At 60.4% G+C, this 26,049-nt stretch carries 23 protein-coding genes and 5 pseudogenes; 8 read left to right on the plus strand and 20 right to left on the minus strand.

Annotation, left to right across the window (positions count from 1 at the left end; genetic code table 11):
• Positions 1 to 79: 79 nt before the first annotated feature.
• The 7 genes from P0D84_RS44715 to P0D84_RS44745 all read right to left on the minus strand — a co-directional run bounded on the left by P0D84_RS44715 (position 80) and on the right by P0D84_RS44745 (position 7,462).
• Positions 80 to 850: an SDR family NAD(P)-dependent oxidoreductase gene (locus tag P0D84_RS44715; RefSeq protein ID WP_408349465.1), complete on the minus strand. Its 771-nt coding sequence runs from the start codon at positions 848 to 850 to the stop codon at positions 80 to 82.
• Positions 851 to 862: 12 nt separating this feature from the next.
• Complete coding sequence (locus P0D84_RS44720) at positions 863 to 1,858, minus strand: acetamidase/formamidase family protein (RefSeq protein WP_408349468.1); 996 nt, start codon at positions 1,856 to 1,858, stop codon at positions 863 to 865.
• 60 nt (positions 1,859 to 1,918) lie between these two features.
• Positions 1,919 to 2,623, minus strand: a complete 705-nt coding sequence (urtE, locus tag P0D84_RS44725) for an urea ABC transporter ATP-binding subunit UrtE (RefSeq protein ID WP_408349471.1) — start codon at positions 2,621 to 2,623, stop codon at positions 1,919 to 1,921.
• A gap of 2 nt (positions 2,624 to 2,625) precedes the next feature.
• A complete protein-coding gene (urtD, locus tag P0D84_RS44730; protein WP_408349474.1) occupies positions 2,626 to 3,381 on the minus strand; it encodes an urea ABC transporter ATP-binding protein UrtD in 756 nt (251 codons plus the stop codon).
• On the minus strand, positions 3,378 to 4,514 hold the full coding sequence (urtC, locus tag P0D84_RS44735; RefSeq protein WP_408349477.1) for an urea ABC transporter permease subunit UrtC: 1,137 nt from the start codon (positions 4,512 to 4,514) through the stop codon (positions 3,378 to 3,380). Before urtC ends, urtD begins: the two co-directional genes overlap by 4 nt.
• Positions 4,511 to 6,121: an urea ABC transporter permease subunit UrtB gene (urtB, locus tag P0D84_RS44740; protein ID WP_408349480.1), complete on the minus strand. Its 1,611-nt coding sequence runs from the start codon at positions 6,119 to 6,121 to the stop codon at positions 4,511 to 4,513. Before urtB ends, urtC begins: the two co-directional genes overlap by 4 nt.
• Before the next feature lie 93 nt (positions 6,122 to 6,214).
• Complete coding sequence (locus P0D84_RS44745; RefSeq protein WP_408349483.1) at positions 6,215 to 7,462, minus strand: urea ABC transporter substrate-binding protein; 1,248 nt, start codon at positions 7,460 to 7,462, stop codon at positions 6,215 to 6,217.
• A gap of 399 nt (positions 7,463 to 7,861) precedes the next feature.
• On the opposite strand from P0D84_RS44745, the gene P0D84_RS44750 reads away from it, so the two are divergent.
• From P0D84_RS44750 to P0D84_RS44760, 4 genes and pseudogenes are all read left to right on the plus strand, one after another.
• On the plus strand, positions 7,862 to 9,049 hold the full coding sequence (locus P0D84_RS44750; RefSeq protein ID WP_408349486.1) for a transporter substrate-binding domain-containing protein: 1,188 nt from the start codon (positions 7,862 to 7,864) through the stop codon (positions 9,047 to 9,049).
• Positions 9,046 to 9,648, plus strand: a complete 603-nt coding sequence (locus P0D84_RS44755) for an ANTAR domain-containing response regulator (protein ID WP_408349489.1) — start codon at positions 9,046 to 9,048, stop codon at positions 9,646 to 9,648. The genes P0D84_RS44750 and P0D84_RS44755 overlap by 4 nt, the downstream gene beginning before the upstream one ends.
• Positions 9,649 to 9,764: 116 nt before the next feature.
• Positions 9,765 to 9,965, plus strand: a pseudogene (locus P0D84_RS49140) (IS6 family transposase); the annotation flags it as partial.
• A gap of 502 nt (positions 9,966 to 10,467) precedes the next feature.
• A complete protein-coding gene (locus tag P0D84_RS44760; RefSeq protein ID WP_408349492.1) occupies positions 10,468 to 11,199 on the plus strand; it encodes an IS6 family transposase in 732 nt (243 codons plus the stop codon).
• A 53-nt stretch (positions 11,200 to 11,252) separates the two neighbouring features.
• Here the strand turns inward: P0D84_RS44760 and P0D84_RS44765 are convergent.
• The 3 genes and pseudogenes from P0D84_RS44765 to P0D84_RS44775 all read right to left on the minus strand — a co-directional run.
• Positions 11,253 to 11,459 (minus strand): annotated as a pseudogene (locus P0D84_RS44765) (IS6 family transposase); the annotation flags it as partial.
• Complete coding sequence (ltrA, locus tag P0D84_RS44770) at positions 11,389 to 12,369, minus strand: group II intron reverse transcriptase/maturase (RefSeq protein WP_507028559.1); 981 nt, start codon at positions 12,367 to 12,369, stop codon at positions 11,389 to 11,391. The gene ltrA and the pseudogene P0D84_RS44765, both read right to left, overlap by 71 nt.
• Positions 12,370 to 13,334: 965 nt before the next feature.
• Positions 13,335 to 13,577: pseudogene (locus P0D84_RS44775) on the minus strand (IS6 family transposase); the annotation flags it as partial.
• Positions 13,578 to 13,734: 157 nt separating this feature from the next.
• On the opposite strand from P0D84_RS44775, the gene P0D84_RS44780 reads away from it, so the two are divergent.
• Positions 13,735 to 14,691, plus strand: a complete 957-nt coding sequence (locus tag P0D84_RS44780; protein ID WP_408349495.1) for a carotenoid biosynthesis protein — start codon at positions 13,735 to 13,737, stop codon at positions 14,689 to 14,691.
• A 485-nt stretch (positions 14,692 to 15,176) separates the two neighbouring features.
• Here the strand turns inward: P0D84_RS44780 and P0D84_RS44785 are convergent.
• Together P0D84_RS44785 and P0D84_RS44790 are read right to left on the minus strand one after the other, a co-directional pair.
• Positions 15,177 to 15,577, minus strand: a pseudogene (locus P0D84_RS44785) (DUF2968 domain-containing protein); the annotation flags it as partial.
• 361 nt (positions 15,578 to 15,938) lie between these two features.
• Positions 15,939 to 16,841, minus strand: coding sequence for an AraC family transcriptional regulator (locus P0D84_RS44790; protein WP_408349498.1), 903 nt, complete (start codon positions 16,839 to 16,841; stop codon positions 15,939 to 15,941).
• A 245-nt stretch (positions 16,842 to 17,086) separates the two neighbouring features.
• Here P0D84_RS44790 and P0D84_RS44795 point away from each other — a divergent pair, with 245 nt between their 5' ends.
• From P0D84_RS44795 to P0D84_RS44805, 3 genes are all read left to right on the plus strand, one after another.
• Positions 17,087 to 18,100 (plus strand): aldo/keto reductase, encoded by a 1,014-nt coding sequence (locus tag P0D84_RS44795; protein ID WP_408349501.1) that lies wholly within the window; start codon positions 17,087 to 17,089, stop codon positions 18,098 to 18,100.
• 107 nt (positions 18,101 to 18,207) lie between these two features.
• On the plus strand, positions 18,208 to 18,396 hold the full coding sequence (locus P0D84_RS44800) for a hypothetical protein (protein WP_408349504.1): 189 nt from the start codon (positions 18,208 to 18,210) through the stop codon (positions 18,394 to 18,396).
• On the plus strand, positions 18,393 to 18,650 hold the full coding sequence (locus tag P0D84_RS44805) for an aldo/keto reductase (protein ID WP_408349507.1): 258 nt from the start codon (positions 18,393 to 18,395) through the stop codon (positions 18,648 to 18,650). The genes P0D84_RS44800 and P0D84_RS44805 overlap by 4 nt, the downstream gene beginning before the upstream one ends.
• Before the next feature lie 344 nt (positions 18,651 to 18,994).
• On the opposite strand, the gene P0D84_RS44810 is transcribed toward P0D84_RS44805, so the two are convergent.
• The 8 genes and pseudogenes from P0D84_RS44810 to P0D84_RS44845 form a co-directional block, all read right to left on the minus strand.
• On the minus strand, positions 18,995 to 19,336 hold the full coding sequence (locus P0D84_RS44810; protein ID WP_408349509.1) for a TQO small subunit DoxA domain-containing protein: 342 nt from the start codon (positions 19,334 to 19,336) through the stop codon (positions 18,995 to 18,997).
• Between the two features lie 224 nt (positions 19,337 to 19,560).
• On the minus strand, positions 19,561 to 20,049 hold the full coding sequence (locus P0D84_RS44815; RefSeq protein WP_408349512.1) for a DsrE family protein: 489 nt from the start codon (positions 20,047 to 20,049) through the stop codon (positions 19,561 to 19,563).
• 424 nt (positions 20,050 to 20,473) lie between these two features.
• A pseudogene (locus P0D84_RS44820) lies at positions 20,474 to 21,279 on the minus strand (sulfite exporter TauE/SafE family protein).
• A 13-nt stretch (positions 21,280 to 21,292) separates the two neighbouring features.
• Complete coding sequence (locus P0D84_RS44825; RefSeq protein ID WP_408349515.1) at positions 21,293 to 22,183, minus strand: MBL fold metallo-hydrolase; 891 nt, start codon at positions 22,181 to 22,183, stop codon at positions 21,293 to 21,295.
• An 86-nt stretch (positions 22,184 to 22,269) separates the two neighbouring features.
• A complete protein-coding gene (cynS, locus tag P0D84_RS44830) occupies positions 22,270 to 22,719 on the minus strand; it encodes a cyanase (RefSeq protein ID WP_179740621.1) in 450 nt (149 codons plus the stop codon).
• A gap of 22 nt (positions 22,720 to 22,741) precedes the next feature.
• Positions 22,742 to 23,692: an ABC transporter ATP-binding protein gene (locus tag P0D84_RS44835; RefSeq protein ID WP_408349520.1), complete on the minus strand. Its 951-nt coding sequence runs from the start codon at positions 23,690 to 23,692 to the stop codon at positions 22,742 to 22,744.
• A complete protein-coding gene (locus P0D84_RS44840; RefSeq protein ID WP_408349523.1) occupies positions 23,682 to 24,605 on the minus strand; it encodes an ABC transporter permease in 924 nt (307 codons plus the stop codon). The genes P0D84_RS44835 and P0D84_RS44840 overlap by 11 nt, the downstream gene beginning before the upstream one ends.
• Positions 24,606 to 24,621: 16 nt before the next feature.
• Positions 24,622 to 26,028, minus strand: a complete 1,407-nt coding sequence (locus P0D84_RS44845; protein ID WP_408349526.1) for a CmpA/NrtA family ABC transporter substrate-binding protein — start codon at positions 26,026 to 26,028, stop codon at positions 24,622 to 24,624.
• Between the last annotated feature and the right edge of the window lie 21 nt (positions 26,029 to 26,049).

Genomic DNA, 26,049 nt, shown 5'->3' on the forward strand with positions numbered 1-26,049 from the left:
GGAAGAGATTCTTTTCATTATCGTCAAGGCTCCTTGGTTTTTATGTCGAATCGAACTAAGTGACGCGGCTTTGCGGCACTTAGAGCTGCACCCCGCGCGTGAGCGCGCCATCCACTACAAAATTCGTCCCGCTCACGAAGCTTGCCGCCGGACTCGCGACGAACGCGACCGCATTCGCGATCTCCTGCGGGCGCGCCATGCGTCCACTGGGATTCAACGCGAGTGCTTCCGCGAACAGCTTCGGATCATTGTGTTCGATGTGATCCCACACGCCGCCTTCGAAGTAGACGTTGCCCGGCGAGATGGCGTTCGCGCGGATGCCCTTCGGCGCGAGGTGGTACGCAAGGCCTTGCATGTAGTGGATCAACGCCGCCTTGAAGGTCCCGTAAGGGCCGGCGGCAAAGTCGATTTCACGGCCGGACACGCTCGATATCGCGATGATCGAGGCGGCCTTGCTCGCTTCGAGAAACGGCAGCGCGGCGTCGACCAGGTTGACCGTGCCCATCAGGTCGGTTTCGAACTCCTTGCGCCACGATTCGAGATCGTTGCCGATCGACAGCGCGCTCACATTAGCGACCACGATGTCGATGCCGCCCAGTTGCGCGGCGGCCTCGCGGGTCCAGGCCTGTAACGCCGGACCGTTCGAAACGTCGACCGAGGCGCCGCACACCTTGACCGCACCACCGGTGACCTGCACGATGCCGGCCACCGTCTGTTCGACGGCGGCGCCATCACGCGCGCAGAGCGCGACGTCCGCGCCTTCGGCTGCCAGCGTTTGCGCAATGGCGCGGCCGATACCCTTGGTACCGCCGGTGACAAGCGCCTTCAAACCTTTGAGTTGCAGATCCATGGTGGCGTCTCCTCAGGCAGCCGGTGCGAGATATTTCTTGCTGATCGCCGCGCCGACCGAATACTTCGGGTCGACGAAATTGCCCAACCGCACCCTGCCGCACTGGCTGAGCATCATATAGGCATCCCAGCGGTCGAAGCCGTATTCTTTTTCCATCCACAGCACCAGTTCGTGATACGCGATACGCGTCGCGTCTTCAAGCGGGCGCGCGCTGCCGATCGCCATCAACAGCTCATCGGTCTCCAGGCGCGGCCAGTCGATGTGCCAGCCCTTGATCAGATCGACGTGGATCGTGGTCGTGCTGGAGTATTCGACAGCGGTGCCGCACACTTCGCCGTCGCCCTGGCAGGCGTGCGCGTCGCCGATAAAGAGCCGCGCACCGGCGGAGCGCACCGGCAGATAAGTGATGCTACCCGGGCCCATGTCGGGCACGTCCATATTACCGCCGTGGTTATCCGGCGTGAGCGAATTGATCGAGTCGATTTCCGGCGACAGGCTCAGCGTGCCGATATGCGGCTTGTACGGCAGCGTGACGCGCTTGCTCCAGTAAACGCCTTCTTCGTCCACGTCGATCTTGCGGGTGATCTCGGGCAGCGGCTCATTGAGCGTTGCCGTGAATTCCGTACCGGTCAGCGCGCCGAAGCGCGGAATCAGGCAGCAGGTGCCGCGCGGATTGTCGCCACGCGGCAGCATCGATTCGATGTACACCGCCACCACGTCGCCCTTCTCCGCGCCCTCGATCATGATCGGGCCGCTTTGCGGATTCAGAAACGGCACCCGCAGCTTCTGACTCGGTAGATCCTGTTCCGTGAGAATCTTGCCGTCGAATGCATCGCGAGTCTCAACCACGACCCGGTCGCCCGGGGCGATGTTCATCACCGGCGTCGAGTACGGTCCGATGGTGTAGTGAAACGTGCCCTGTCGGGATTCGCTGAGTTCATGCGTTTCGCGGACCTGACCGCGTGCGACGCCGCGGGTGTGCATGATCGATTGTTCTAGCCAGTTCATTGTGGTGTTCCTGTTCAAATGTGGGTTGCCGAAGTGAATGGGCGCAACACTGCCGCCGCATCACACTGAAATTAGCGCTCTGACGTTATTGGCTTCCATCTGGCTCCCCGGCCCCGCCGACACGACCTGGCCGCGTACCAGCACGACATAGTCGTCGGCCACCGCCTGCGCGAAATCGAAAAATTGTTCTACCAGCAGGATCGACAGCGATCCTTTCAGCGAACGGATCACCGCCTCGATCTCCATCACGATCGACGGCTGGATGCCCTCGGTCGGTTCGTCGAGAATCAGCAGCTTTGGATTGGTCAGAAGCGCCCGGCCAATCGCAAGCTGCTGCTGCTGTCCGCCGGACAGGTTCCCCGCAATGCGGCGGCGCATCTTCTTCAGCACGGGAAAGGTATGGAAGACGTCGTCGAAGGAAAATTGCTTGCCCTTGGCGGTCTGATTGCTCTCGCCCGCGTAGGCGCCGATACGCAGGTTTTCTTCCACGCTGAGTTGCGGAAAAATCTCGCGCCCTTGCGGCACGTAGCCCAGACCCGCCAGTACGCGCCGGTGCGACGGCGTGCGGGTCAGCGGCTGGCCCGCCAGTTCGATTTCGCCGGCTTTGACCGGCAGTAGCCCGACGAGGCACTTCAGCAAGGTCGTCTTGCCCACGCCGTTACGGCCGAGCACTACTGTGCAGGCGCCGTCGGCGACATTCAGCGACACGTCTCGCAACGTGTGGCTGCTGCCGTAAAACTGATTGAGTGCGGAAATCTTCAGCATGTTCACCGTCCGAGATAAACCTGAATCACGCGTGGATCGTTGCGCACGCTCTCCATCGATCCTTCGCCCAGCAACTGCCCTTCATGCAGCACGCTGACGAGGTCCGCGATCCTGCCGACAAAATCCATGTCGTGCTCGATCACCACCACCGCCCGCTCGGGCGACTTGAGCCGCATGATCAGTTCAGCGGTGCGTGCGGTTTCGTGGTCGGTCATGCCGGCAACCGGTTCATCGAGCAGGATCACTTGCGGATCGGCGACAAGCAGCATGCCGATTTCGAGCCACTGCTTCTGGCCGTGCGACAGCGTGCCGGCCATCCTGGGCCCTTCATTCTCGAGACCGATCGTCTCGAGCACTTCGTCGATGCGCCGGTTCTGCTGTGCGCCGAAGCGCGAGCGAACCATCGCAGCATAGCCGCGACCGTTGCGAATCGCCAGTTCGAGATTTTCGCGAACCCGCAAAGCTTCGAACACGCTCGGCTTCTGAAACTTGCGGCCGATGCCCAGGCGCGCGATGGACGTTTCGTCGAGCGTCGCGAGGTTCGTGACCTTGTTCAGAAAGACCTCGCCGCCTGCCGGCCGGGTCTTGCCCGTGATGACGTCCATCAAGGTCGTCTTGCCCGCACCGTTCGGACCGATTATGGCGCGAATCTCGCCGTATCGAAACTCCATCGACAGGTTCGTGATCGCCGCGAAGCCGGAAAACGTGACAGACAGGCCGCTGATGTAGATGGCGGTAGCCGGTTGTGGCTGGCTCATTGTCCGCCCCCCTTGCTTTCGCTAGCAGCGGCCTTGAGCGTACCCCACACGCCGTTGCTGAAATAGACGACGATCACGAGCGTCACGCCGGCAAGAATGAACGGCCACACCTCCGGCAGTTGCGAGGTCAGCCAGAACTTGAGTCCGTTGATCACGATCGCGCCGACAATTGCGCCGATCAGGGTGCCGCGCCCACCGATGGCCACCCACACGGCAATCTCGACGGACAGTTGCGGCGAAACGATAGTCGGGTTGACGATGCCGACCTGTGGCACGTACAGCATCCCGGCAAACGCCGCGAGGACCGCCGAGAGACACCACGCGAAGAGCTTCAGCGTATGCGTGCGGTAGCCGAGAAAACGCATCCGCGCTTCGTCGTCGCGCACCGCGATCAGCGCCCGGCCAAAACTGGAGCGCGCCAGGAAGCGCACCCCGACATAGGCCACCACCAGCAGCAGGCACGAACACACCGCGAGGCCTATCTGCGTGGACGTATCGGCAAGCTTGCGGCCCGCGAGGCTCGTGAAGCCGGTCATGCCGTTGTTGCCGCCGAGCCCCACGTCGTTGATGAACAACAGCAACATCAGCGCATACGTGAGCGCCTGCGTGATGATCGACAGATACACGCCATTGATACGCGAGCGGAACGTGACGAAGCCGAACGCGCCCGCGACCAGCACGGTGACGACGATTGTGGCGAAGATCGTCACATCGAGCCGCGAGAGCATCTTCCATACCGCGGGAAAGTCGCTCGCGCCCATGTATTGCATGAAGTCCGGCAATACGTGCGTTTCGGCATAGGCGCCGTTCAGCAGATAGATGGCCATCATATAGCCGCCTATGCCGAAGAAGATGCCGTGCCCGAGGCTTAGGATGCCCGCATAACCCCAGACCAGATCGAGCGCCAGCGCGAGCAGCGCGAAACACATGATCTGTCCGATCAGGTTGATGCCGAACAGCGACAGATGCAGCGCATTCGATTCCGGAATCACAAAATAGGCAAACGGCAGATAGAACGCCAGCAGGACCAGCACCGGGACGATGCCGACCTCCACGGACCGGCCCATCCATTTCGTTGCGAACGCCGACAAGGTGAATCTCCCGCTGTTACGCGGATCAGGAAACGTCTTCATACGCGAGTCTTCAATGCGAAGAGTCCTTGCGGGCGCTTCTGGATAATCAGCACGATGAGCAGAAGCACGGCCACCTTGGCGGCAACTGCTCCGTAGAACGGTTCGATAAACTGGTTGATTTCGCCGAGCGCGAGCGACGACACGACTGTCCCCGCGAGACTGCCCGCACCGCCGAGCACCACCACCATGAACGAGTCGACGACAAAGCCTGTGCCCATCGACGGATTGACGCTGGCAATCTGCGTCAGCACCACGCCGGCCAGTCCCGCGAGGCCAGCGCCCAGGCCGAACGCAATGCGATCGACGCGCTCGGCGGGTACGCCCAGGCAGCGCGCCATGTCGCGCAGCTGCGTGGTGGCGCGCATCAGCAATCCAAGCTTCGTGAAGCGGACCACGGCGAAAGTCGCGACGAAGATCAACACAGCGAGCACGATTGCGAACACGCGGTTGTAGGTCACGAAAAAGCCGGGCGCGACCTGCATGCCGCCGTTGAGAAAGCCGGGCGTGATGAACTCGACGTTCTGCGAGCCGAACAGCACCTGAATCAGCTTGATCAACGCAATGCTGACCGCCCACGTGGCGAGCAGCGTCTCCAGCGGCCGGCGATACAGAAACCGGATGACGAAGAATTCGAGCAGCATGCCGCACACGGCGCAGATCACGAACGCCACGGGAATCGCCACGAAAATGTAGGCGTCGAACCAGCCCGGCAGATACGCCTGCATGAAACGTTCGACGAGATACGTCGAATACGCGCCGATCATGATGAATTCGCCATGCGCGAGATTGATCACGCCCATTAGGCCGAACACGATCGACAAACCGAGCGCCGTCAGCAACAACACGCCGGCATAACTCAAGCCGCTAAACAGAATAGACATGCCCCTGCCGAGCGACAGCCACGTGTCCATGTGGCGAATCGCACCCTGCACTGCGGCGAGCACATCGGGATCCGAGCGCACGGAATCCTGCGCCGCGAAGTTCGCCAGCGCGGTACGCGCGGTTTCGCTCGGCACCTCGGCCACGGCCTTGATCGCCGCCAGACGGTCGGCCTTGACGTTGCTGTTCAGTCCGCGTTTAGCCAGCGCCAGCGTGAGAATGGTTGCGATATCCGGGTCGTGCTGCGCCTTGACCGCACGGGCGACGACAGCGGGATCGAGCAATGCAAAGAACTTGTCGACTTGCCGCGCGGCCGTCGCGCGGGTGTCTTGCTGCGGCGAGAACAGGTCCATTTCCGCCGACGCCACTGCGAGCTTGCGCATCATCACGATGCTCGGCACATAGGGTGAATCAGCCGGCGCATTGGCGCGCGGCTGGAGAGTCGCGGCGTCGAGCGGAGGGTTTGCTTGCAGCGTCGCCTGACCGTCGGCGCCGCACGACAGCGCGCCGTTACGCATCGCATCGACGATCTGACGCGCCCACGCACGCTCGTGCGTATCGTCCGACACGCCGGTTTCGACGAGTTGCTCCAGTGCCGCAGCCTTATCGCCGTTCGTCGCGCAGAACGACGTGAGCATCGCGGCGCGGCCCGGTGCGGCGCTCGCGGTAGTGGCCCAAACAAGCGCCAGACAAGCGATCGCGAGAAAGATCTGCCTGAAATTGATCATGGGTATTTCCATTCGATCCTGCTGGGGGGACCGGCATGCTTGCGTATGCCGGTCCCACAACTACCTGACTGCCTGACTATGCAACAGGGACTATCAAGCCTTGCCGACGAACGGGCTGAATGGCACTGGCTTCTCGATGTCTTTCGACTTCCACAAGATGTCGAAGCCCTGAGTCGCGTTGATCGAGCCGATCATGTCGCCACGCCACAAGTACTGCGTGGAAGCATCCATCTTCACCGTGTAACCTGCCGGATCGACCATCGACTGACCCGCGAGCGCCTTGCGCACCGCGTCCGTGCTGGTGGAGTGCGCTTTCGTGGCCGCCTGCGCCCACAGATTGATGCCGAGATAGGTCGACACCATTGGGTCGATCACCATGTCCGGCCGATGCTTCAGGTTATGCGCGCTGACGTAGTTCTTCCAGTCGCTCTTGAACTGGCGGTTCTGCGGTGTATCGACGTTCTGGAAGTAGCACCAGCAGCTGAGGTGGCCGACCAGCGGCTTCGTATCGAGACCTTCCAGATCGCTGTCGACCACGTCCAGGCCCAGAATCGGAATATCGGTTGCGCGCACGCCCTGATTGATCGCTTCCTTGAACATCGCCGGAATCGAATCGCCAACCACGGTCATCACGACGATGGCCTGGCCGCCCGGTTGCGCGGCGAAGTCCTTGATGTCGCGCACGATGGTCTGGAAGTTCGACTGCCCGAATGGAACGTAGTGTTCGCGCCATGCCGAGTCCGGAATGTTTTTCGTCTTCAGGTAGCCCTTGAGCATCTTGTTGATCGTGCGTGGCCAGACGTAGTCGCTGCCGATCATATAGAAGCGCTTAGCGCCGCCGCCCTGGTCACTCATCAGGTAATCGATCGCGGGGAGCACCGAGCTGCTCGGCGGCGAGTTCAGATAGACGACGTTCTTCGACTGCTCTTCGCCTTCGAAGTGAAGCGGATAAAACAGCAGATTGTCCTGCGACTCGACCACCGGCAACACCGACTTGCGCGACACCGACGTCCAGCAGCCGAACAGCGCCGCGCATTTGTCGCGCAGGATCAGTTGCTTCGAGAGCTGCGCATACATGGGCCAATCCGACGCCGGATCGACGACGACGCCCTGAAGCTTGCGCCCGAGCACGCCGCCCTTGGCGTTGATCTGATCGATCGTCATCAGTGCCGTATCTTTTAGCAGCGACTCGCCGTTGGCCATCGTGCCCGATTGCGAAAACAGCAAGCCGAGCTTGATCGGATCGCTGGCTCCCGCGGCAAACGCAGCCTTAGGTAGCGTAGTGCCCGCAGCGGTCACCAATCCGGAGCCAACTGCCGACAGGAAGGTACGTCTTTTCATTTGCTTCACTCCGAGATGGATTAGAAATCGCAAACGCAAAAAGCCCGAAACCAGGCAAGCTGGTTTCGGGCTTTTTTGGCCGGTGCTGTTCGGGACGCCTTTGTCTCGAACAGCGAAATGGGTGCTGTGGATCCCCGTTATGCACGGCGGGTCAGCGTGACCGTATAAGCAATGGTCATGCCAGCGGTTTGCGATCGGCAGGATGCTTTCCGCAAAACCCTTTTGTGGAGCGGACACAAATTGATTGGTTGCGTCCCGATCAAAGCGGCAGGCATTATAAATAAGTAGTTTGCGCGGCTGACTGTTTTGAGCGCCGCACAATGACAGTGCGAGTACGCACCAGTCACGTGCCACACGCACAAACAGCGCACTTCCCTGGCGACCCATCGGTTTTGACGAATGACTCGTATTAATATCGGCCGTACCTCGGACCCATTCAGGATTGGCGTCCTGTATTCACGCTCAGGCGTAACCTCAGCCGCAGAGCTCACTCAACTACAAGCCGCCATACTTGCGGTAGAGGAGATCAATCGCGCGGGCGGGGTGTCAGACCGCGAGATCGAACTCGTCTGTCTAGATCCGCAATGCCAGCCGCGGGGTTATGCCGACCTCGCCGAACAACTGATTCTCGAACACCGGGTCCGGGTCATCGTTGGCTGTTATATGTCCAGCACGCGCAAGGCGGTCATTCCGATTGTCGAACGGCACAATGCGCTGCTTTTCTATGCGACACCGTATGAAGGCTTCGAATACAGCCGCAATGTGATCTACACGGGCGCGGCGCCCAATCAGAACACCCTGCCACTCGCCAGTTTCATGCTCACGCAGTTCGGCTCACGCGTGAGCATGATCGGTTCAGACTATGTCTGCCCATACGAGTCGAATCGCGTGATGAGCGATCTGATCTTCGAGCGCGGTGGGAAAAAGGTGGACGAAACCTATCTGTCGCTCGATGCGCCGTGGGAGAGTTATCTGGATGTCGCAAAGCGGATCAAGCAACTCGCGCCCGACTTCATTTTCTCCACGGTAGTCGGCGAAGGTATTCCGCATCTGTACCGTGCGTTTGCGCAGGTCGGGCTCGATCCGTACCGCACGCCTATCGCCAGCCACATGACCAGTGAAGCCGAAATCGCGGTAATGGGAAACGACCTCGCAGAAGGACACATCACGTCGGCCGCGTATTTCCAGAGTGTGGATACAGCCGCGAACCACGACGCCGTCGCCCGCCATCAGGCCCGCTTCGGCGAAGATCAGCCGACCAACATGTGCTGGGAAGCCTCCTATTTCCAGATGCATCTGCTCGCGGATGCGATCCGTCGCGTCGGCTCCGACGACCCGACGCTGTTGCTGCGCGTGTTGCCCGGACTCGAGTTCGACGCGCCGCAAGGCCGCGTGCGTATCGACGAGCACAATAACCACACATACCTGCATCCGTTGATCGGCCGGGTCGACGCGCATGGCCGTTTCGATATAATCGGACGCGCGCCTGAACGCGTAAAGGCGGATCCCTATGTCGTCTTTCACAGCACGCCAGCGTGGACCGCGCACGCCCAACCTGAACTCGCACGCGCGGGAGCGGATCGATGAAGCGGACCGCGCAGACGCCGGCGATTCTGCGTGACCTGCGTTCGCTAAAGGTCGTTGTTATTCATCCGCATGATCAGGATGGCGAAGAGTTGCTCGCGCAGCTTCAGCGCATCGGCTGTGACGTGCAGGTATGCTGGCCGCGCCTCGACAGCCTGCCTTCCGACACCGGCCTCGTTGTCATGGCGATGCGTCCTGAGGCGCTGTCAATCGATTATCCGTGGCTCGGAACAAGCACGTCGCCACCGGTGATTCCGGTCGTGACCTACGAAAATCCAATCACCATCGAAGCGGTGCTGCGGTTAAATGCGTTCGCTACGATCCCGTCGCCGGTCCGCTCGTTTGGGTTATTGACAGCCATCGCCGTCGCGCTCACGCAATTCAAGGCATCCCGCGCACGTGAGCGATACATCGAGCGGCTCGAGCAGAAGCAGGCGAAGGTCCGGGTGATCCAGCAGGCCACGCGGATCGTAATGGACTCGCGCGGCATGTCTGAAGAAGATGCGTATCAGTTGCTGCGCTCAAAAGCCATGCTCAAACGCGAACAGATCGAGACGGTGGCCGGCGACATCGTCAAGGCACACGAAACCCTGAGTTTCTAACTTCGCGCAGTGGCGCCGCGCAGGCGCAATTGGGCTCTGTTGCAGTAAGGCGGTCCGCTATGATGTATGAAACAACATGACCGACTGAAAGCTCGATGAAGACGCCAACTCCAGCGGTGGCCGAGATGATGGCCGAGCGCGGTTTGTCGCTGGTGCACACCACGATTAGACGTTGGGTGAAGCGCTTTACGCCGGAGTTCGTCAAGCGCTGGAATCGTTTTGGCATACCCGCAGGGCGATCATGGCGTGTTGACGAAACCTACCTGAGTGTGTCACGAACGCAGACGGAAGTCTGCGATGCTGTACCGAAGATGGGAGTCGGCCTCCCGAAATCAGCTTGCAGGAGCAGATTTCAAACCGCCCAGTGCGGCTGCGCCCAAAAGACGTGGTCGTGAGCGACTGTGGAAAAGGCATCGATAAGATGTCAGGTACGTGTTGAGAAGATGAGCGAAAGCAAACCGTCCGATGACGCATCGTTAGTTTCTAAAGTGCTGTCAAAACCGGGGGCGTCAGGTACCTCCGGGATCAGTCGGGACGACACCTGCTTACGGGCCCGTCGGCAGTCGGTGTATAGGCGGCCATGAGGAAGAATACCGATGCCGGAGTGAGGGGCGGAGCTGCTCGTAGTAGTGTTGAAGCTCTTGTAATGAGGGTGGAGCGAAGGGGCAGCGTTATCCCGTTGACGGGTGTCACCAACCTGTGTTGCGGGGATGAGTGACATGACATCAACAAAACCGTATTGCATTGCAAAGCGCACGGTGTGGGAAGCGTATCAACGGCGCTGTCAGGTTAGCGGACCGGCGGCGGTAGAATGAAGCAATGAAGAAGACGAAATCGCTTTATCACGGCCACCGCTTCCCTGCTGTCGTCATCAGCTGCGCCGTTCGCTGGTATTTTCGGTTCAGCCTGAGCCTGCGCGACATCGAAGAGTTGTTACTGGAGCGTGGCGTCGTGATCACATACGAAACCATACGTTGCTGGTGCAACAAATTCGGCACCGGGTTCGCCCAGCGCGCCAAGGCGGTGCGGCGCAAGCAGGGTAGCACCTGGCACCTTGACGAGATGTTCGTGACGCTGCGCGGCGAGCCGTATCTGTTGTGGCGTGCGGTCGACGAACACGGCGCCGAACTGGACGTGCTGGTGCAAAAGCGGCGCGACAAGGCCGCGGCAAAGCGCTTTTTCCGGCGGGTGCTGCGTTCGAACCCGGTGCCGCGTAGGATCGTTACGGACCAGTTGCGCAGTTACCCGGCGGCAAAAGCCGAGATTCCCGAACTTGCCCAAGTGAAACACGTATTTGTCAAAGCGGCTGCGCGCGTGAATAACCGCGCCGAGAATAGCCACCAGCCGACCCGCAGGCGCGAACGCCAGATGTGCGGCTTTCGCGATGCGCACCGCACTCAGGCGTTTCTCTCATGTTTCGGCCCGATCCGTCAGCACTTCGCGTTGCCCAGACATCAGATGAACGCGGCATGTCATCGTGTCATACTCAAGGAACGCCTCGCCACCTGGCATGGTTGGAGCGCCAATGTCGCAGTCGAGGAGGTTTTCTGATAAGGATACCTATGTTTAAGCGAGCCATACAGCCTACGCTCGTCAACTTGACAAAGCCTCACGAACATTTCGTCCAGATGCCATGTGCTGCCAGGCTTGCGCCGCACCGCCTTCGCGCACTGAGCGAATCCAGCGCCGAACTTGTCGCACCAGCAACGAATCGTTTCGTACGTGACCACGACACCACGCTCAAGCAACAATTCCTCGATGTCGCGCAGGCTCAGGCTGAACCGGAAATACCAGCGAACCGCGCAGCTGATGACGCCGGCGGGGAAGCGGTGGCCGTGATAAAGGGATTTTCTCTTCTTCATCACGGCATTCTACCGCCGCCTCAGCATCAACCTGACAGAGCCCTGCATAGCGCCCAAACTCCAGCAGTCTCGTCTTGTCCGGGTGCAGCGCAAGCTCGAACTTCGCCAACCTCGCTCGCATCGCGTCCCAGAAGCGCCTCGCGTCTGCTTCGTGTTCGAAACCGACCACGATATCATCCGCGTACCGCGAGATGATTACGTTGCCTTTGGCTTCTCGCCGTCGCCACTGCTGCGCCCAGAGATCAAACACGTAGTGCAGGTACACGTTCGCGAGCAGCGGCGAGGCCACTGCCCCTTGCGGTGTACCGGTTTCACTGACGCTAAGCTCTCCAGCCTCCAGAACGCCCGCCTTGAGCCACTTGCGCACAAGGCGGATGATGCGCTGATCGCCGATCCGGTTCTCCAGAAAACGGACTAGCCATTCCTGGCTCAGTCCGTCAAAGAAGTTCCGAATATCGGCGTCCAGTATCCAGTTCACCGAGGTGCGATCGATGGCGGTTGACAACGCATCCATCGCATCATGTTGACTGCGCCCGGGCCGAAACCCGTACGAGAAGCCAAGAAAATCTTCTTCGTAGATAGCGTTGAGAACTTCAACCACCGCGCGCTGGACGATTTTATCCTCCAGCGCGGCAATTCCCAGCGGGCGCTGTTTGCCATCCGGCTTGGGTATGTACTCCCGCCGAACGGGCAACGCCCGGTACGCGCTGCTCTGTACCTGTGCGTGCAGGCGCTGGAGATTCTCCTCCAGCGCCGCCTCGAAGTACTGCCATGTCATACCGTCCACACCCGGAGCCGCCATGCGCTTAAGCGCACGGAATGACTCCCGCAGCCGGTCGATAGTGACATGGTGCAGCAACGCAGTGAACCGCTCCTTCTTCCGCTGCCTTGCTCCCTGCCGTACACGTTCCAGCCCGTGTGACACGCTTTCCCGGTTCTGTGCCCGGCACGTGTTGGACTGACCCGTGCTCCCCTTGGTCCCCGCCCTTGGCTCCACCCACTCCGCAGCCGGTTTCCCGGCGTTGTTCGCAGGCTTCGTCGCTACTACGGCGGAGTCTGACTTCTCACGTCCGTCCATCATCGGCTACGGCTCCTCGCCTTCCCGATGCGGACCTGCCCGTGCTGCGACAGGCCAGACGAGAGATCTCCCGGTTCCCGCACAAGGATCGTCCGTGCATGCCAGGGTCTGCGACCGCGCCAAGTCGTCGAGGCACTTGCGATGGCGCGCCCCTCCGTATTGCCTTCCGCCAAATGGACGACGTCGGCACCTGAGACGTTAAAGATATCGCGGCTCAATGGCTGGCCTGCACGCTCCCCTACCGACGCTTCGCCGACACCCTCGCGGGCGCCTGCGCACGGCTCGGGGCCGATGTGGTTCGCTACACCTTCATCGTAATGGACTTTCACCATCTACTCCTTGCCGGTCTCCCGGCGCACCCATTTGTCATTTCCCTTTACATCCGGAGCAAGGTTCTCACGTTCCATACCGAAGCCTGTGTTGAGCTCATGCCGCCTCTACGCCGGCTGCCGTCAGGTCCGTAAGCAGGTCCCCTCCTGACTGATCCTGGAGCGACGAAATGACCCCAGTTTTGACAGCGCTTTGAAGGATTAACGACGCGTCATCGAACGGTTCGCTTTCGCTCATCTTCTCAACACATACCTGCCATCCTTCTCGGACGACTTTTCCACGGTCGCTCACCACCACGCCTTTTGAACGCAGCAGCACCGGGCGGTTTGAAGCCTGCCCCTGCAGGCCGACTCCGGGAGGCCTGCTCCCATCTTCAGTACAGCACCACAAGCTTTCGCCTGTGTTCGTGACGCACTCTCGTCGAGGTGCCACGTGCTACCCGGCTTGCGTCGCGCCGCTTTTGCACGGTGAGCAAAGCCTTTACCAAACTGGTCGCACCAGCGCCGGATGGTCTCGTATGTTATGGTCACACGGCGCTCGATGAGCGGTTCCTCGATGTCGCGCAAGCTCAACTGAAAGCGGCAATACAAGCGCACAATGCAACTGATGACCTCGGCTGGGAAACGATGACTGTGACAGGGCGATTTCGATTCTTTCATCATGCCATTTTACGTGACCGGCCCAATAACCTGACAACGCTATACCCAGGTATTGACGCCAGATAGGCACGCGTACGGCCGGGACCGTGCACGTCATCGATCCGTCCAAACATGAGTCATTGCTCGACGAAGCCAAACTCGTGAAATCCAGACTTTTATGAAATCGCAAGCCCTTAACAGTTCAAAAACCTTATCATCGAGACCCAGTATCGGAACATCAATCGCCGCACGGTTAGCTGTGCTGCTGTTCGTCGCCGTTGCGCTTCGACACGTTGCCGATTGGCTTCGATTCCTCAGCGGATGGCCGATCCCCTCGCTCGGAAACGTTGGCTACACCTTGATATTCAGCGGATTCGCAGTGTTACATGGCTGCGCATCGCTGGGTAAGCGCCGCACGCTTGTGTTCTTTACGCTTTCCGCTATCGTTTCATGGATTCTCGAGGAAATCGGCGTTTCGACAGGCTGGGTATACGGCCACTATCACTACAGCGACATGCTGGGCCCCAAACTCGGGCTAGTTCCGGTGATCATCCCTCTCGCATGGTTCATGATGATCTATTCGTCGTGGGCAGTCGCCTCGGCATTACTGGGATCGGCAACTCAGGACGCCTCTGAATGCGTCCTGAGCCGCTCGATCGTAGCGTCCGTGGTGATGACTTCGTGGGACACCGTGATGGATCCCGGGATGAGCCGCGCAGGAAACTGGGTGTGGGAAACAGGCGGCGCCTATTTTGGGGTTCCCGTTCATAACTACGCGGGCTGGCTTGCAACGACATTCGTCGTGTACCTGCTCTTCGGCATTACTTCCCGATACATTCGCCCCGCTTCGGTAAGCACTGGAGATACGCGCTGCTTCGACGCGTTGCCCGTGATGTGCTACGCCATGGTCGCGGTAGATCACCTCGTCGTGCAGATCGTGCCTGAACTGCGCGTCGTCGATGTCTTTACGATGGGATTTGCCACTCTTCTGGCATGTATCGGGCTCGCCCGCAAACGCGCCATGAAACCTGAATTGAGTGAATCGGCCTCAATCCGTACCGCCCCGGAGGTTTCGATCGCGCAGTCGGTCATGTCGCCGGCAGCAAGTCGCGCTGCGCATTTCAGACAAACGTGACCGGTCGTTTCGGGATGGTGATCGGCGATTTCAGGATCATGGCGAACATGTCGCAACGCGCGGCCGAGCTGTTTTCCGAAGACATGGAGGCAAGCGGCCCGTAGTATCAGAGACCATTTAAAAAGACCCAGAGGGGGCTGCTAACCTTTTCGGCAAGCTTTTAACGTGGGCAAGCTTTTAACGTGGGCCATCTGAACAACAGGAACTAAGTGGATGGACACGCCGATTGTTGGTGACGAGCTACGGGCATTGATCTGGTCTGCCACGGCTCGTGCTCAATGTGGTCATCGAGGTCGCCCGTGCCGGCGAGCCAGGTCTCGGCTTCGCGGTGGTGATGCGCGAGGTGCTTCCACGCACAGCGCCAGTATTGTCAGGGAGATTCGCGGTCTCTCGCCACGCGAATGACGCCCGAGGCGTCAACCCACGAACAAGACCCCGCGCGGCGAATCGGACGGGGTCGTGTTCCTACAGGCGCCCGCTGAAGATCAGTGTGAGCCCGCCAAGCCACTTTCCAGCTGACTCTGGAGTTCGCTCACCTGCCGCTGTGCGGCCCGCAACTCAGCCTGCGCGGCGGCCTTCTGTTGCTAGCGCCGTGGCTTCGGCACGCGTCTGCTGCTGGTTGGCGACGATCGTCTGCTGCCGACTCGCTACATCGATGTCGGCCTGCAGGCGGTTCGCCCGATCCTGCGACAGCGCAATCATCCGCTCGGCGAACGCCTTGCGCCTCGTGCCGCGTGCGGCGGATTTCGGCATCGGACAACTGCACGGTCTGGCGCACGAAGTCCGTGTAGATCAGCTCGGCACGCGTTTCGTCCTGCGTCTTGATCATACGCCAGAAGTTGTTCTGCTCGGACAGCGCGACGTAGTAGGTCAGTTCCTTTCCGTAAAGTTCCCATGACCACGAGGGCCGATACCCGGCTGAGCGGCGGCAACGATTCAGTAGCTTTCATCCCTGAATTGACCATCGTCTGAAGCGCTTCCATTCGGCGCGGTTCGTGGAGATTACGCGTCGGGGCCGCTTTTACCTGAGGCTAATCAGCAGGCTTGCGCGGCGGTAACAAGCCGTTCCGATAGGTCGCCCAAAACCAAACGCACCATGGTCCGGCAAAACCAAGCTTGAGCGCGGCAAGGCCAAGTCGTGACGGTTGTCCGTCAAATGGGCCCGAGCAGTACCACACCACGACACGCACCCGTGCATCGTGGGCGGGCCACAGCGCGGAACCGGCAACAAAGAAGCCGGTAAAGGATTAAGAGCTGGTCGTTCGGATTGCAGCTTCTCTTAAGCGAATAGCGTCCCGGCCAGGGGAGACGCCATAAAAGCGACTGTATTCCCGACTAAACTGAGAAGGGCTGTTGTAGCCGACTGAGAAACCCACTGCTGCGACATCTTCCTGCTGCGAAAGTAAGCGCACGCGCGCCTCTTGAAGCCGCACCTGTTTCTGGTACTGGACCGGCGTCATGGTGGTGATTGCACGAAAGTGCCGATGGAACGTGGAAACACTCATCCGCGCCATCTCTGCCAGTTTTTCAATTCGCAGCGTCTCCGAGTAGCTGGCTTGAATCCAGCGGATCGTGTGACCGATCTGCGATAGCCGGCTGTCCGCCAATCCTATCTGACGAACCATGCCGCCTTGCGGACCACTCAGTAGCCACCACAAGAGTTCCCGTTCGACTGACGGAACAAGAACCAATGCGTCCTTTGGGCGATCGAGAAGGCGCAGCAAACGCAAGACCGCATCAAGTAACTCCCCGGGGGCTTTGCTGACTCCCAGCCCTGGGAGGTTCGACTCTGGAATGCTCGGCGCGTTTCCTGCAATCTCCAGCAACAAGGTTGCGACGGTGGCGGGTTTCAGCATCAGGCCAACAGACTGGCATGGCTTGTCTGTACTCGCGGATTCAACATGGCTGGAAATCGGCAGGTCCACGGAAACGACCAGGTATTCACCAGACCCGTACTTGAAGGCCGTGTCGCCAAGCATGACGTTCTTGGAGCCTTGCGCGACAAGCACGAAAACCGGTTCGAAGACGTGATGAATGGGCTCGGTTGGCTCATACGATGCTGACACGACGAGTCCCGGAATGTGCGTATGTACCGTTGCTGGCCGCTTCGTTCCTGCATGGCGAGCGATCAGCGTCCGAAGTTCTTGCATAGGGGACATCGGCGGTTCCCTAATGGATCGTTGATTGGATGTAATGGAGGGAAGTGTAGCAAACTATCGTCATTGACAAGATCGTGCAAGAGATTGCCAGCTTCGTTCTACCACCGGTTTGCCTCCATCTGGTCTGATACAGCATGAGAAAACTTCCGCGTGTACCAGGAGCTTGCATGTCACTCAATTCTTATATTTCCCTCGGACGGTCTGGTTTGCGAGTCAGTCCTTTTTGCTTGGGCACCATGACCTTCGGAGAGGAATGGGGCTGGGGCGCAAGCGTCGCCGACTCCGAGGCGATTCTGACCGAATACGCCGAACGTGGTGGCAATTTCATTGACACTGCGAATATCTATACGAACGGCCATTCGGAAAAGATCATCGGCGATTTCCTGTCCGTGCGCCCCGCCCTGCGTGACCGTATCGTGCTAGCCACCAAGTTCTTCGGCAATCTCGACATCGGCAATCCCAATGGCGGCGGCGCCGGTCGCAAGGCGATCGTCAAGCAGTGCGAGGAATCGCTGCGCCGCCTGCAAACCGATTACATCGACCTCTACTGGCTGCACAACTGGGATCGCACGGCTCCGATCGAGGAGACCCTTCGCGCGATGGATGACCTCGTTGCTTCCGGCAAGGTGAGGTATCTCGGCTTGTCCGACCTGCCGGCGTGGAAGGCGGCGCAAGCGCAAACGATTGCGCACTTTCGGGGCTATGCCCCAGCGATTGCGTTGCAGGCTGAATACTCCCTACTTGCGCGAACGGTCGAAGGGGAATTGGTCCCAATGGCGCAGGAACTTGGCCTCGGCGTAATGCCGTGGGGGCCACTACGCGGCGGCAAGCTTTCCGGTAAGTACACGCGAGCCAATGCAGGCTCTCAGAAGTCCGACCGCACGAACTCGACTACCGGCCTGACCGAAAGCGAGTACGCCATTGTTGACGTGGTGAACGAAGTCGCGGCCGAGGTTGGCACCAACACCGCGGCGGTGGCGTTGGCATGGGTCCACAGCCGTCCGGGCGTCGCCTCTACACTCATTGGCGCAAGGCGACTCGATCAGCTCAAGGCCAACCTGGACGGAATCGACGTGGTGCTCAGCAGCGACCAGATCGCTCGCCTCGATGCGGTATCCAAGCCCATCCTCAATTTCCCGGCAGACAACAACCGCGACCTGGCGCCGAGCCTTGCATTCGCGGGAGCGACCGTCGACGGCATAAAGACAAAAGCAATTCCGATGCTAGAGGAAAGCGGTACACGCTATTGAGTTCTTCGGTATGTCGACATTATCAACACGCCGCCCAAAGAGAGCGTGTCCCGTCCTGTATCACATGCCTCTGGCTTCCATCTTATTTTCAATATAGGAGATGGCGGATGAGACGCGTCAAGCTCGGCAGCCAAGGTTTAGTCGTGAGCGCCCATGGATGGGGTTGTATTGCGATGAGCACGACATACGTACCGAGCAATGAGCACAATGAGCAGGAAAAACTTCCGACGCTGGCGCGCCCGCTCGAACTCGTCGTGACGCTTTTGGTACTGCAGAGGTCTATGAAACTTTCATGACCGGGGAGCTGCGTGGCGAAACCTTCGCGGGCAAACGCGACAAAATCGTTCTTGCTACCAAGGTCGGATGCAAGTTTAACGCTGAGGGCACGCTCGCCATGATCGACGGTAAGCCTGTCGTCAGCGGAAATTTGGCTCATATACATGCAGCGGTGGAGGGGTCGCTTCGGCGTTTGAATACCGATTACATCGATCTTGTCTCTCTGTACTGCATCGACCCCATAGTACCCGTCGAAGACACAATCGGGATGTAATGGCCGACAAATATCGCAGGCTGTCCGCGAGTATCCTCGGCTCGCACCGCGAGCCCGATGTCAATCGAACCAGGCGAGCTAACGTTGCACCTGTGATCTCATTTTCCGTTGGTCAGTTAGGCGCAATTCGCGATCACGCGCGATACATGAACGCACGAGCACAACAACCTTGGCGTGGTCAACAAACGACCATTCAACGCTTCCAAGATGCGGCATTTGGTCGCCGTACTTTGTCACGGCCTGGAAAATCTCTTCGTCGCTCATTTCTTGAGTACACGGTTGAACGCGGTTCCACCAAAGATATCGTCAGCGCGGCTTCGCCCGAAAATTCCGTGCCGGATTGTTCAACGAATCCTTTCCAGTCGGGTCGCGAACGATCGTCCATCAACGTCGGTCAGCCGCAAAGTAACGGGCATCCCTGGCGGCACGCTGGTATGAGGGACGACCGGTAGGGTGACCGTTGCCGCCGCACCCATTGACGCACGAATGCCGTAAGGACCGGCTGCAAACTGGTTGTAGGCGAAGTCATTGGCGAACGCATCTTTAGGCAATTTTGACAGCGCAGAAGCATCCCAGTGCTCGATAACCGTCCGGTCCGGGCCCACCGCCCCAATAGATAAACCCTTGGATAAAACGTGTGGCAAGCAGCGCGATACCAGCCAGTCGCCAGTTCCGGGATGCGTCATTACGCGGGGCGCCGACAGTCGTCGCGTCTATGGGGAGGGTTGCCATCTCAATGCATTTCCAGATTGTTGGATGGAGACAGTCCGCGGCACGCACGTGCCGTCGGGGATTGGTACGGTGTCAATCTTCGACGCAAGATTCGCGGGGATGCCGGGGCGCAGGATTCAGGGAGCAGCGACATCGAACGATGTGCTTGCCCCTTTGGTACTTCCCACACGATGTGTGGTTAGAGCGGCATTAGTGCATAACCCGACTGCTGCAGCGTAGTCACGGTGGTCAGTGCCGACAACGAAAGGGTTACTCTGGGGTCGATCCAGTCATACTCGAAGTGATGTTCTGCCATGGCCTGGCCACAGACCGCGATCGTGATGCCGTCCTTCTTGAGGACCGCAATCAACGGCAGATTGGGGTTGGGCACGCCGAATTGCGCGCGGTAGTGCGCATTGTCGAGCACCAACGCCGTAGCCGAGCCAGAAGCGACCGCGACGAATTTAAGCCTGCTCAACGGCACGCCCGATGCCACGTAAAGATTCACCGCGCGCGCCACGTGATCAAGCGCTGGACTCACCTCTTTGGGGTACTTCGCGCCCTGCGTCAAAGAGAAGACCACCTTGTACGTGTGACCCGGCTGCGGCTTGAACGCGCCGTTCGGAAGAAAGTGAATCTTGCCGTAGTCGTGAACCGTCGGTGTCGTCCAGAAGTCGGGTGAATCCATCGTTCCTGCGTGGGCGGATAATGAAGCAGCAGCGAGCGCTGCGGTAGCTACGAAAGTTTTAGCTTTGTACATGATTGATTGCGGTTTCACTAGAGTTGCACAATGGTGGGAATCAGGAATGGTGCACCCCCGATATAGATAGACGGATCCGGTGATGGCGCAAGTCGGCAGGCGGGGCGGCAGGATGACAATGAGCCCGCATGTAAGCCGCCGGTATCTCGATCGTGCATATATCGGCGCTAACGTGATCCGCATTGACGACGCACATGCCGTGCAAGGCGCCCGAGTAAGCCCGAATCGAAGCACAGACTGGCCAGCGCGGCCCTGTGCTCCTGAACTCACTCATCCCGGGATCTCGCTTCCTTGAGCCAGGTGTCTTAAGAGCCTTTGTATGTCACTTGCGCCAAAGTGTGGCCAACGCGAGTCACCCACCTAGCCCGGCCTTCGCCATCATCCCAAGCGCCACGCAGATCAACACGCCCGCGAAACCCACTTGGACATGCAGCGCGGAGAGACGGTGCGAGACCAGCCGCCCGGTCACCATGCCGGCGGCCGTCGCCAGGCTGAACCACAGCGTCGGGTCGAGCGGCAACGGCGCGCCGTGCAGGACCGTCGCGACGACACCGCCGCTGCCGACCAGCGCTATCACCATCAGCGACGTAGCGACGATGCCGTGCATCGACACGTTGGTCAGCTTGCGCAGCATTGGCACGATGATGAAACCGCCTCCCACCCCGAGCAGCCCCGTCATCAGCCCGGTCAACGCGCCGGTTGCCGCAAGTGCGGCCCCAGTGGTCCATGACCAGATCAGCCGCCCGGTGTCGGGATTGATACGGCCAACGCGAAACCGTGAGTCCACGCGATCCGGTCGCCCCCGCCGCAAAGCCTGTGATAACAGCCGTCCAGCCACCCCAGCATGACGGTGGCAAACAGCGCCAATAGCACGCGTTGTGGTAACGCATGCGCGAGGCGCACACCGAGCAAGGTAAGTGGCACGCCAGCTGCGGCCATGAATAGCGCGGCGCGGTAGCGGACGAGCCGCTGCCGGAATGCTTCAAGCGCGCCGATAGCGGCGCTGCCGGCCACGGCGACCAGCGCGACCGGCGTCGCCTGCTGCATCGGCCAGCCCATGCCGGCCACCAGCGCCGGAACGGCCAGTATGCCGCCACCCGCGCCGGTCAGGCCGAGCACCGCGCCAACGATGGCGCCAAGGATAAGTGAAGTTAGCATGACAAACACACGCTCAGATTGCGTTGAGGGGAATCTTGAGATACAGCACGCCGTTATCTTCCGGATCGGGCATATGTCCCGCGCGCATGTTGACCTGCACTGACGGCAGCATCAGCACCGGCATGTTGAGTGTCGCATCGCGCGCGGTACGCATCGCAACGAAGGCGTCCTCACCGATACCGTTGCGTACATGGACGTTGTGTTCGCGTTCCTCGGCTACCGTGCTGACAAACTGCAAAGGCCTCCCGCCCGGCTGGTAGTCGTGGCACATGTACAGCTTCGTGTCCGCCGGCAGGCTCAACACCTTGTTGATTGACCGGTAAAGCGTACGGGCGTCGCCGCCGGGAAAGTCGCAGCGCGCGGTACCGTAGTCGGGCATGAACAGGGTGTCCCCGACAAAGGCGACGCTCTGCGCGCCGTCGCTGACCACATAGGTCATGCAGGCCGGCGTATGGCCCGGCGTATGGATGGCGCGCGCCTGCAACGCTCCGACGGCGAAACACTCGCCGTCGGAGAGCAGGTGATCGAACTGGCTGCCATCGTGCGCGAATAGCGAGCCTGCGTTGAACAGCTTGCCGAACACGTCTTGCACGCGCGTCACCTGCTCGCCGATCGCAATCTTTCCGCCGAGTCTTTCCTTGAGGTAGGGCGCGGCGGACAGATGGTCGGCATGCACGTGGGTTTCGAGAAGCCACTGGACGTTCGCGCCAAGCTCATGGACGCGAGAGACGAGCCTGTCGGCCGTCGTCGTGCCGGTACGACCGGACTTCGGGTCGTAGTCAAGGACGCTGTCGATCAGTGCACAGTCGCGCGTGCGGACATCCAGCAACAGGTAACTAATCGTCGAGGTACCGGGTTCGAAGAAGCCTTCGACCAGCATGGGGCTTGCGGTAGTCAACGTCATCTCCTCAAACATTCCGGGCGATCGATTTCGCGAAGTAACGCCGCGCTGCAGTCATGTCCCGATGAAGCCAGGAAAAGCGCGCGCGGTTAATACGATTTGTACGGCAGGAACTTGCCAGACAGCAGCACCTTGACGCGGTCGCCTTTCGGATCGGCCTCACGCTGGATATCCATCGAAAAATCGATCGCGCTCATGATGCCGTCGCCGAACTCTTCGTGAATCAGTTCCTTGATCGTGGTTCCGTACACGCTGACGATTTCGTACCAGCGGTAGATCAACGGATCGGTCGGCACCGCAGTCTCGAGCGAACCCTTGTACGGGACGATCTGCAACCACGCGACGGCCTCGTCCGGCAGCCCGAAAATCTCGCCGGCAATCTCGGCCTGCTGCTTGCTGAAGGTCATCTGGCCGAGGCACGCGGCCGTCGTCCACTCCTTGCTCTGGCCGATCTTGCCGGCAATCTCACTCCACTTCAGGCCCTTCGCGACCTTGGCGGAAACGATCATCTGCGTTACTTCATTGCGGCTGGAAATCATGGGTAGCTCCTTGGGTAAAAGATCAGGCAATCGCCTTGAGATTGGGTCCGGCAGCCCGCGCGACCGCGGCCGGCGCGGCTGCGCCGTCATCGAGCCCGGGATAGACGAGCCGCGTTGTGGCGGCGGCTACGCGCCCGGTATCGGGCCGGTCGCTGTGGGTGGTACTCAGTTCTTTCGAACGCCGCACCAGAAAGTCGACCAGATAATTGCGGATTCGATAAAACTGCGGGTCATGGTGCATGGTCTCGCGCTGACGGTTAGCCGGCAGCGTGTTGACGACGATCTCGGCGATCCGGGCACGCGGCCCGTTGCTCATCAGCATGATCTTGTTCGACAGCAGAATCGCTTCGTCGACGTCGTGCGTGATCATGAATACGGTCTGCTGCGTCGCGGTGCAGATTTTCAGCAATTCATCCTGGATCACACCGCGCGTCAACGCGTCGAGGGCGCCGAACGGCTCGTCGAGCAGCAGCATGCGCGGCTCGATCGCAAACGCCCGCGCGATGCCGACGCGCTGCTTCATTCCGCCAGACAACTCCGACGGCTTCTTCTTTTCGGCGCCCTTCAGGCCGACCATCTCGATGAAGCGTTTGCCGTGCCCGGCGATCTTCTCGCGTGTCCAGTCCGGATAGCGCGAGCGCACCGCGAACGCGATGTTGCCTTCCACGGTCATCCACGGCAGCAGCGCATGGTTCTGGAACACCACGCCGCGATCGAGCCCAGGTCCGGAAATTTCGCGATTGCGCACGATCACGTGCCCCTCGCTGGGCTGCTCGAGACCGGCCAGCACGTTCAGGATGGTGCTTTTGCCACAGCCGGAATGGCCGATTACGCAAATGAATTCGCCCTGCTCGATCTTGAAGCTGACGTTTTCGAACACCGGCGGCAGGTCGTCGCGATAGCGCTTGGTCAATCCTTCGACGCTCACGAAACTCGCCACGCCGGACGTCTGGGCATTGGACTTAGTCGACATAGGTCACCTTGCGCTGAAGTTGGGCGAACAGCAGGTCGAGTGTCATGCCGACCAGACCGATGAGCAATACCGAGAACAACACGCTCGCCAGTGACAGGTTGTTCCATTGGTTCCACAGGAAGTAGCCGATGCCGGTGCCGCCGACCAGCATTTCGGCCGCGACGATCACGAGCCACGCGATGCCCATCGAAATCCGCATGCCGGTGACGATGGTGGGCGCCGCCGCGGGCAGCACGACCCACAGCGCGCGGCGCAATGGAGGCACTTCAAGCGTGCGCGCCACGTTGAGCCAGTCACGCCGCACCCCAGCGACGCCGAACGCGGTATTGACGAGCATGGGCCACACCGAGCAGATGAAGATCACGAATACCGCCGAGGCCGACGAACTCTTGATCGTGTACAACGCGATCGGCATCCAGGCGAGCGGCGAAATCGGCTTCAGCACCTGGATGAACGGATTGAAGGCGAGGAACGCAAGCCGTGACATGCCGATCACAAAACCGAGCGGCACCGCAACCAGCAGCGCAATCGCGTAACCGGCCGCGACCCGCACGAGCGAATAGCCGAGCTGGATGCCGACGCCCTTGTCGTTCGGTCCGTTGTCGCGGAACGGATGCGCGAGCTGGCGTGCGGCCTCGTGCGCGAACTCGGCGGGCGATGGGAAGCCGGTGACCTTTATCGAATCCGCCGCAGCGCCGTCAGCACCCGGATCGGGCGCCTTGCCCATCAGCACTGCATACTCCGCAGCCTCGGCGGCCTCGGCACTCGTGGCTTTCGATGCTGTCGCCGCAGCTGTCGCGGCGGGCGTGTTCGGCAGCGTCGCGGCCTGCCAGATGACCAGCAGCAGCGCAAGCAATACAAGCGAGCAAAGCGCCGCCTTGCCTCTCAACGTGAATCGTCGAATTGGAGTCATTCAGTTTCCCCTGCGTTCAGGCACGTTTGATGGCAAAGCCATTGAGGTAAGCGTCGGGTCGGTTCGCGTCGAAAGTTCGACCCATCACCGTGATCGGCTGGTTGCCGCCGTTGTCCGCGATATCGGGTGGTGTCTCACCAAGCTGCTTCATCGCGTTGCGCGCGTCGGTCAGCAGGAATACCTGCTGCGCGAGCGAACGATAGTCAACGCCGCCCTTCAGATAGCCCCAACGCTTCATCTGCGTCATCATCCATGTCGCCATCGAATACCACGGCAGCGGCTGGAAATCGATTCGGTCCGCGACGCGGTGCACGTGACCAATGCCGTCCGCATAGGTGCCGGTCAGCACCTGCCGGATCACCAGCTCGGGCTGATTCAGATAGGCAGGAGCGGCAATCATTTTCGACAACCCGGCGCGATGCGCAGGGTCGCTCGCATAGGCGGACGCGCGCAGATTCGCACGCAGCAGCGCGGCGAACGCGTTCGGGTTCTGCCGCACGAACGCATCGGGCACACTGAACGAGCAGCAGGGGTGCCCCGCCCAGATGTCCTTCGACAGAATATGAATGAAACCGACCTCGTCGAATACCGCGCGCTGGTTAAACGGATCGGGTCCCAGAAATCCGTCGATGTTGCCCGCGCGCAGGTTCGCGATCATCTCCGCGGGCGGTGTCACACGCAGTTGCACATCGCGATCCGGATCGATGCCGTGCTCCGCGAGGTAATAGCGCAGCAGAAAGCTGTGCATCGAATAGTCGAACGGAATCGCGAAGCGGAATCCTTTCCAGTTGCGCGGGTCGCGGTTGTCCTTGTGTTTGAGCGCCAGCACGATGGCCTGGCCGTTCACGTTCTGGATCGTCGCGACGCGCGTCGGCGTGGGCTGCGAACCGACGCCAAGCGAAATCGCGAGCGGCATCGGCGCGAGCATGTGCGATGCGTCGAGTTCGCGATTCAGCATCCGGTCGCGCACCAGCGCCCAGCCGCCCAACTTGTTCAGCGTGACGTTCAGCCCTTCCTCCTTGTAAAAGCCGAGCGGTTCTGCGGCGATCAGCGGCGTGGCGCAGGTGATCGGCAGAAAGCCGACGTTGAGGTCGCGCTTTTCGAGCTGCGTGGCTTTCGTTGCTGCGAAAGCCTGCTGGAGCGACGCGATCGGCAGCACGCTGTACACGGCGGCGATGGCCGTGCTCTTGCCGACCGCACGGATAAAGGCACGCCGCGTCGCGTTGCGCGGAAAGAGTGCGCGTACGGCCGCGGCTTCGACGGCGTCGCACCACGCGGCTTCACTGTCCGCGCTACCGCCGTCATGCGCGTCGTGCGCGGCGCCCGTAGTGGCGGCGCGGTGCGCGGCCTGGTCGGCATGGCGGCCGCATGAGCAGCCTCCCAGCGTGCTGCCGGGATCGAACGGTTGATAGCGGTTACTCATGTGGTGTCCGATGCGTGAGGG

It is taken from the genome of Paraburkholderia sp. RL17-337-BIB-A (genome assembly GCF_046025895.1).
In the GTDB taxonomy this organism is placed as follows: Bacteria; Pseudomonadota; Gammaproteobacteria; order Burkholderiales; family Burkholderiaceae; genus Paraburkholderia; species Paraburkholderia fungorum_C.

Coding starts and splice junctions, on each gene's coding strand:
- P0D84_RS44715 (WP_408349465.1), bottom strand. CDS start 850: ATGGATCTGCAACTCAAAGGTTTGAAGGCGCTTGTCACCGGCGGTACC.
- P0D84_RS44720 (WP_408349468.1), bottom strand. CDS start 1,858: ATGAACTGGCTAGAACAATCGATCATGCACACCCGCGGCGTCGCACGC.
- urtE (WP_408349471.1), bottom strand. CDS start 2,623: ATGCTGAAGATTTCCGCACTCAATCAGTTTTACGGCAGCAGCCACACG.
- urtD (WP_408349474.1), bottom strand. CDS start 3,381: ATGAGCCAGCCACAACCGGCTACCGCCATCTACATCAGCGGCCTGTCT.
- urtC (WP_408349477.1), bottom strand. CDS start 4,514: ATGAAGACGTTTCCTGATCCGCGTAACAGCGGGAGATTCACCTTGTCG.
- urtB (WP_408349480.1), bottom strand. CDS start 6,121: ATGATCAATTTCAGGCAGATCTTTCTCGCGATCGCTTGTCTGGCGCTT.
- P0D84_RS44745 (WP_408349483.1), bottom strand. CDS start 7,462: ATGAAAAGACGTACCTTCCTGTCGGCAGTTGGCTCCGGATTGGTGACC.
- P0D84_RS44750 (WP_408349486.1), top strand. CDS start 7,862: ATGACTCGTATTAATATCGGCCGTACCTCGGACCCATTCAGGATTGGC.
- P0D84_RS44755 (WP_408349489.1), top strand. CDS start 9,046: ATGAAGCGGACCGCGCAGACGCCGGCGATTCTGCGTGACCTGCGTTCG.
- P0D84_RS44760 (WP_408349492.1), top strand. CDS start 10,468: ATGAAGAAGACGAAATCGCTTTATCACGGCCACCGCTTCCCTGCTGTC.
- P0D84_RS44780 (WP_408349495.1), top strand. CDS start 13,735: ATGAAATCGCAAGCCCTTAACAGTTCAAAAACCTTATCATCGAGACCC.
- P0D84_RS44790 (WP_408349498.1), bottom strand. CDS start 16,841: ATGCAAGAACTTCGGACGCTGATCGCTCGCCATGCAGGAACGAAGCGG.
- P0D84_RS44795 (WP_408349501.1), top strand. CDS start 17,087: ATGACCTTCGGAGAGGAATGGGGCTGGGGCGCAAGCGTCGCCGACTCC.
- P0D84_RS44800 (WP_408349504.1), top strand. CDS start 18,208: ATGAGACGCGTCAAGCTCGGCAGCCAAGGTTTAGTCGTGAGCGCCCAT.
- P0D84_RS44805 (WP_408349507.1), top strand. CDS start 18,393: ATGACCGGGGAGCTGCGTGGCGAAACCTTCGCGGGCAAACGCGACAAA.
- P0D84_RS44810 (WP_408349509.1), bottom strand. CDS start 19,336: ATGACGCATCCCGGAACTGGCGACTGGCTGGTATCGCGCTGCTTGCCA.
- P0D84_RS44815 (WP_408349512.1), bottom strand. CDS start 20,049: ATGGATTCACCCGACTTCTGGACGACACCGACGGTTCACGACTACGGC.
- P0D84_RS44825 (WP_408349515.1), bottom strand. CDS start 22,183: ATGACGTTGACTACCGCAAGCCCCATGCTGGTCGAAGGCTTCTTCGAA.
- cynS (WP_179740621.1), bottom strand. CDS start 22,719: ATGATTTCCAGCCGCAATGAAGTAACGCAGATGATCGTTTCCGCCAAG.
- P0D84_RS44835 (WP_408349520.1), bottom strand. CDS start 23,692: ATGTCGACTAAGTCCAATGCCCAGACGTCCGGCGTGGCGAGTTTCGTG.
- P0D84_RS44840 (WP_408349523.1), bottom strand. CDS start 24,605: ATGACTCCAATTCGACGATTCACGTTGAGAGGCAAGGCGGCGCTTTGC.
- P0D84_RS44845 (WP_408349526.1), bottom strand. CDS start 26,028: ATGAGTAACCGCTATCAACCGTTCGATCCCGGCAGCACGCTGGGAGGC.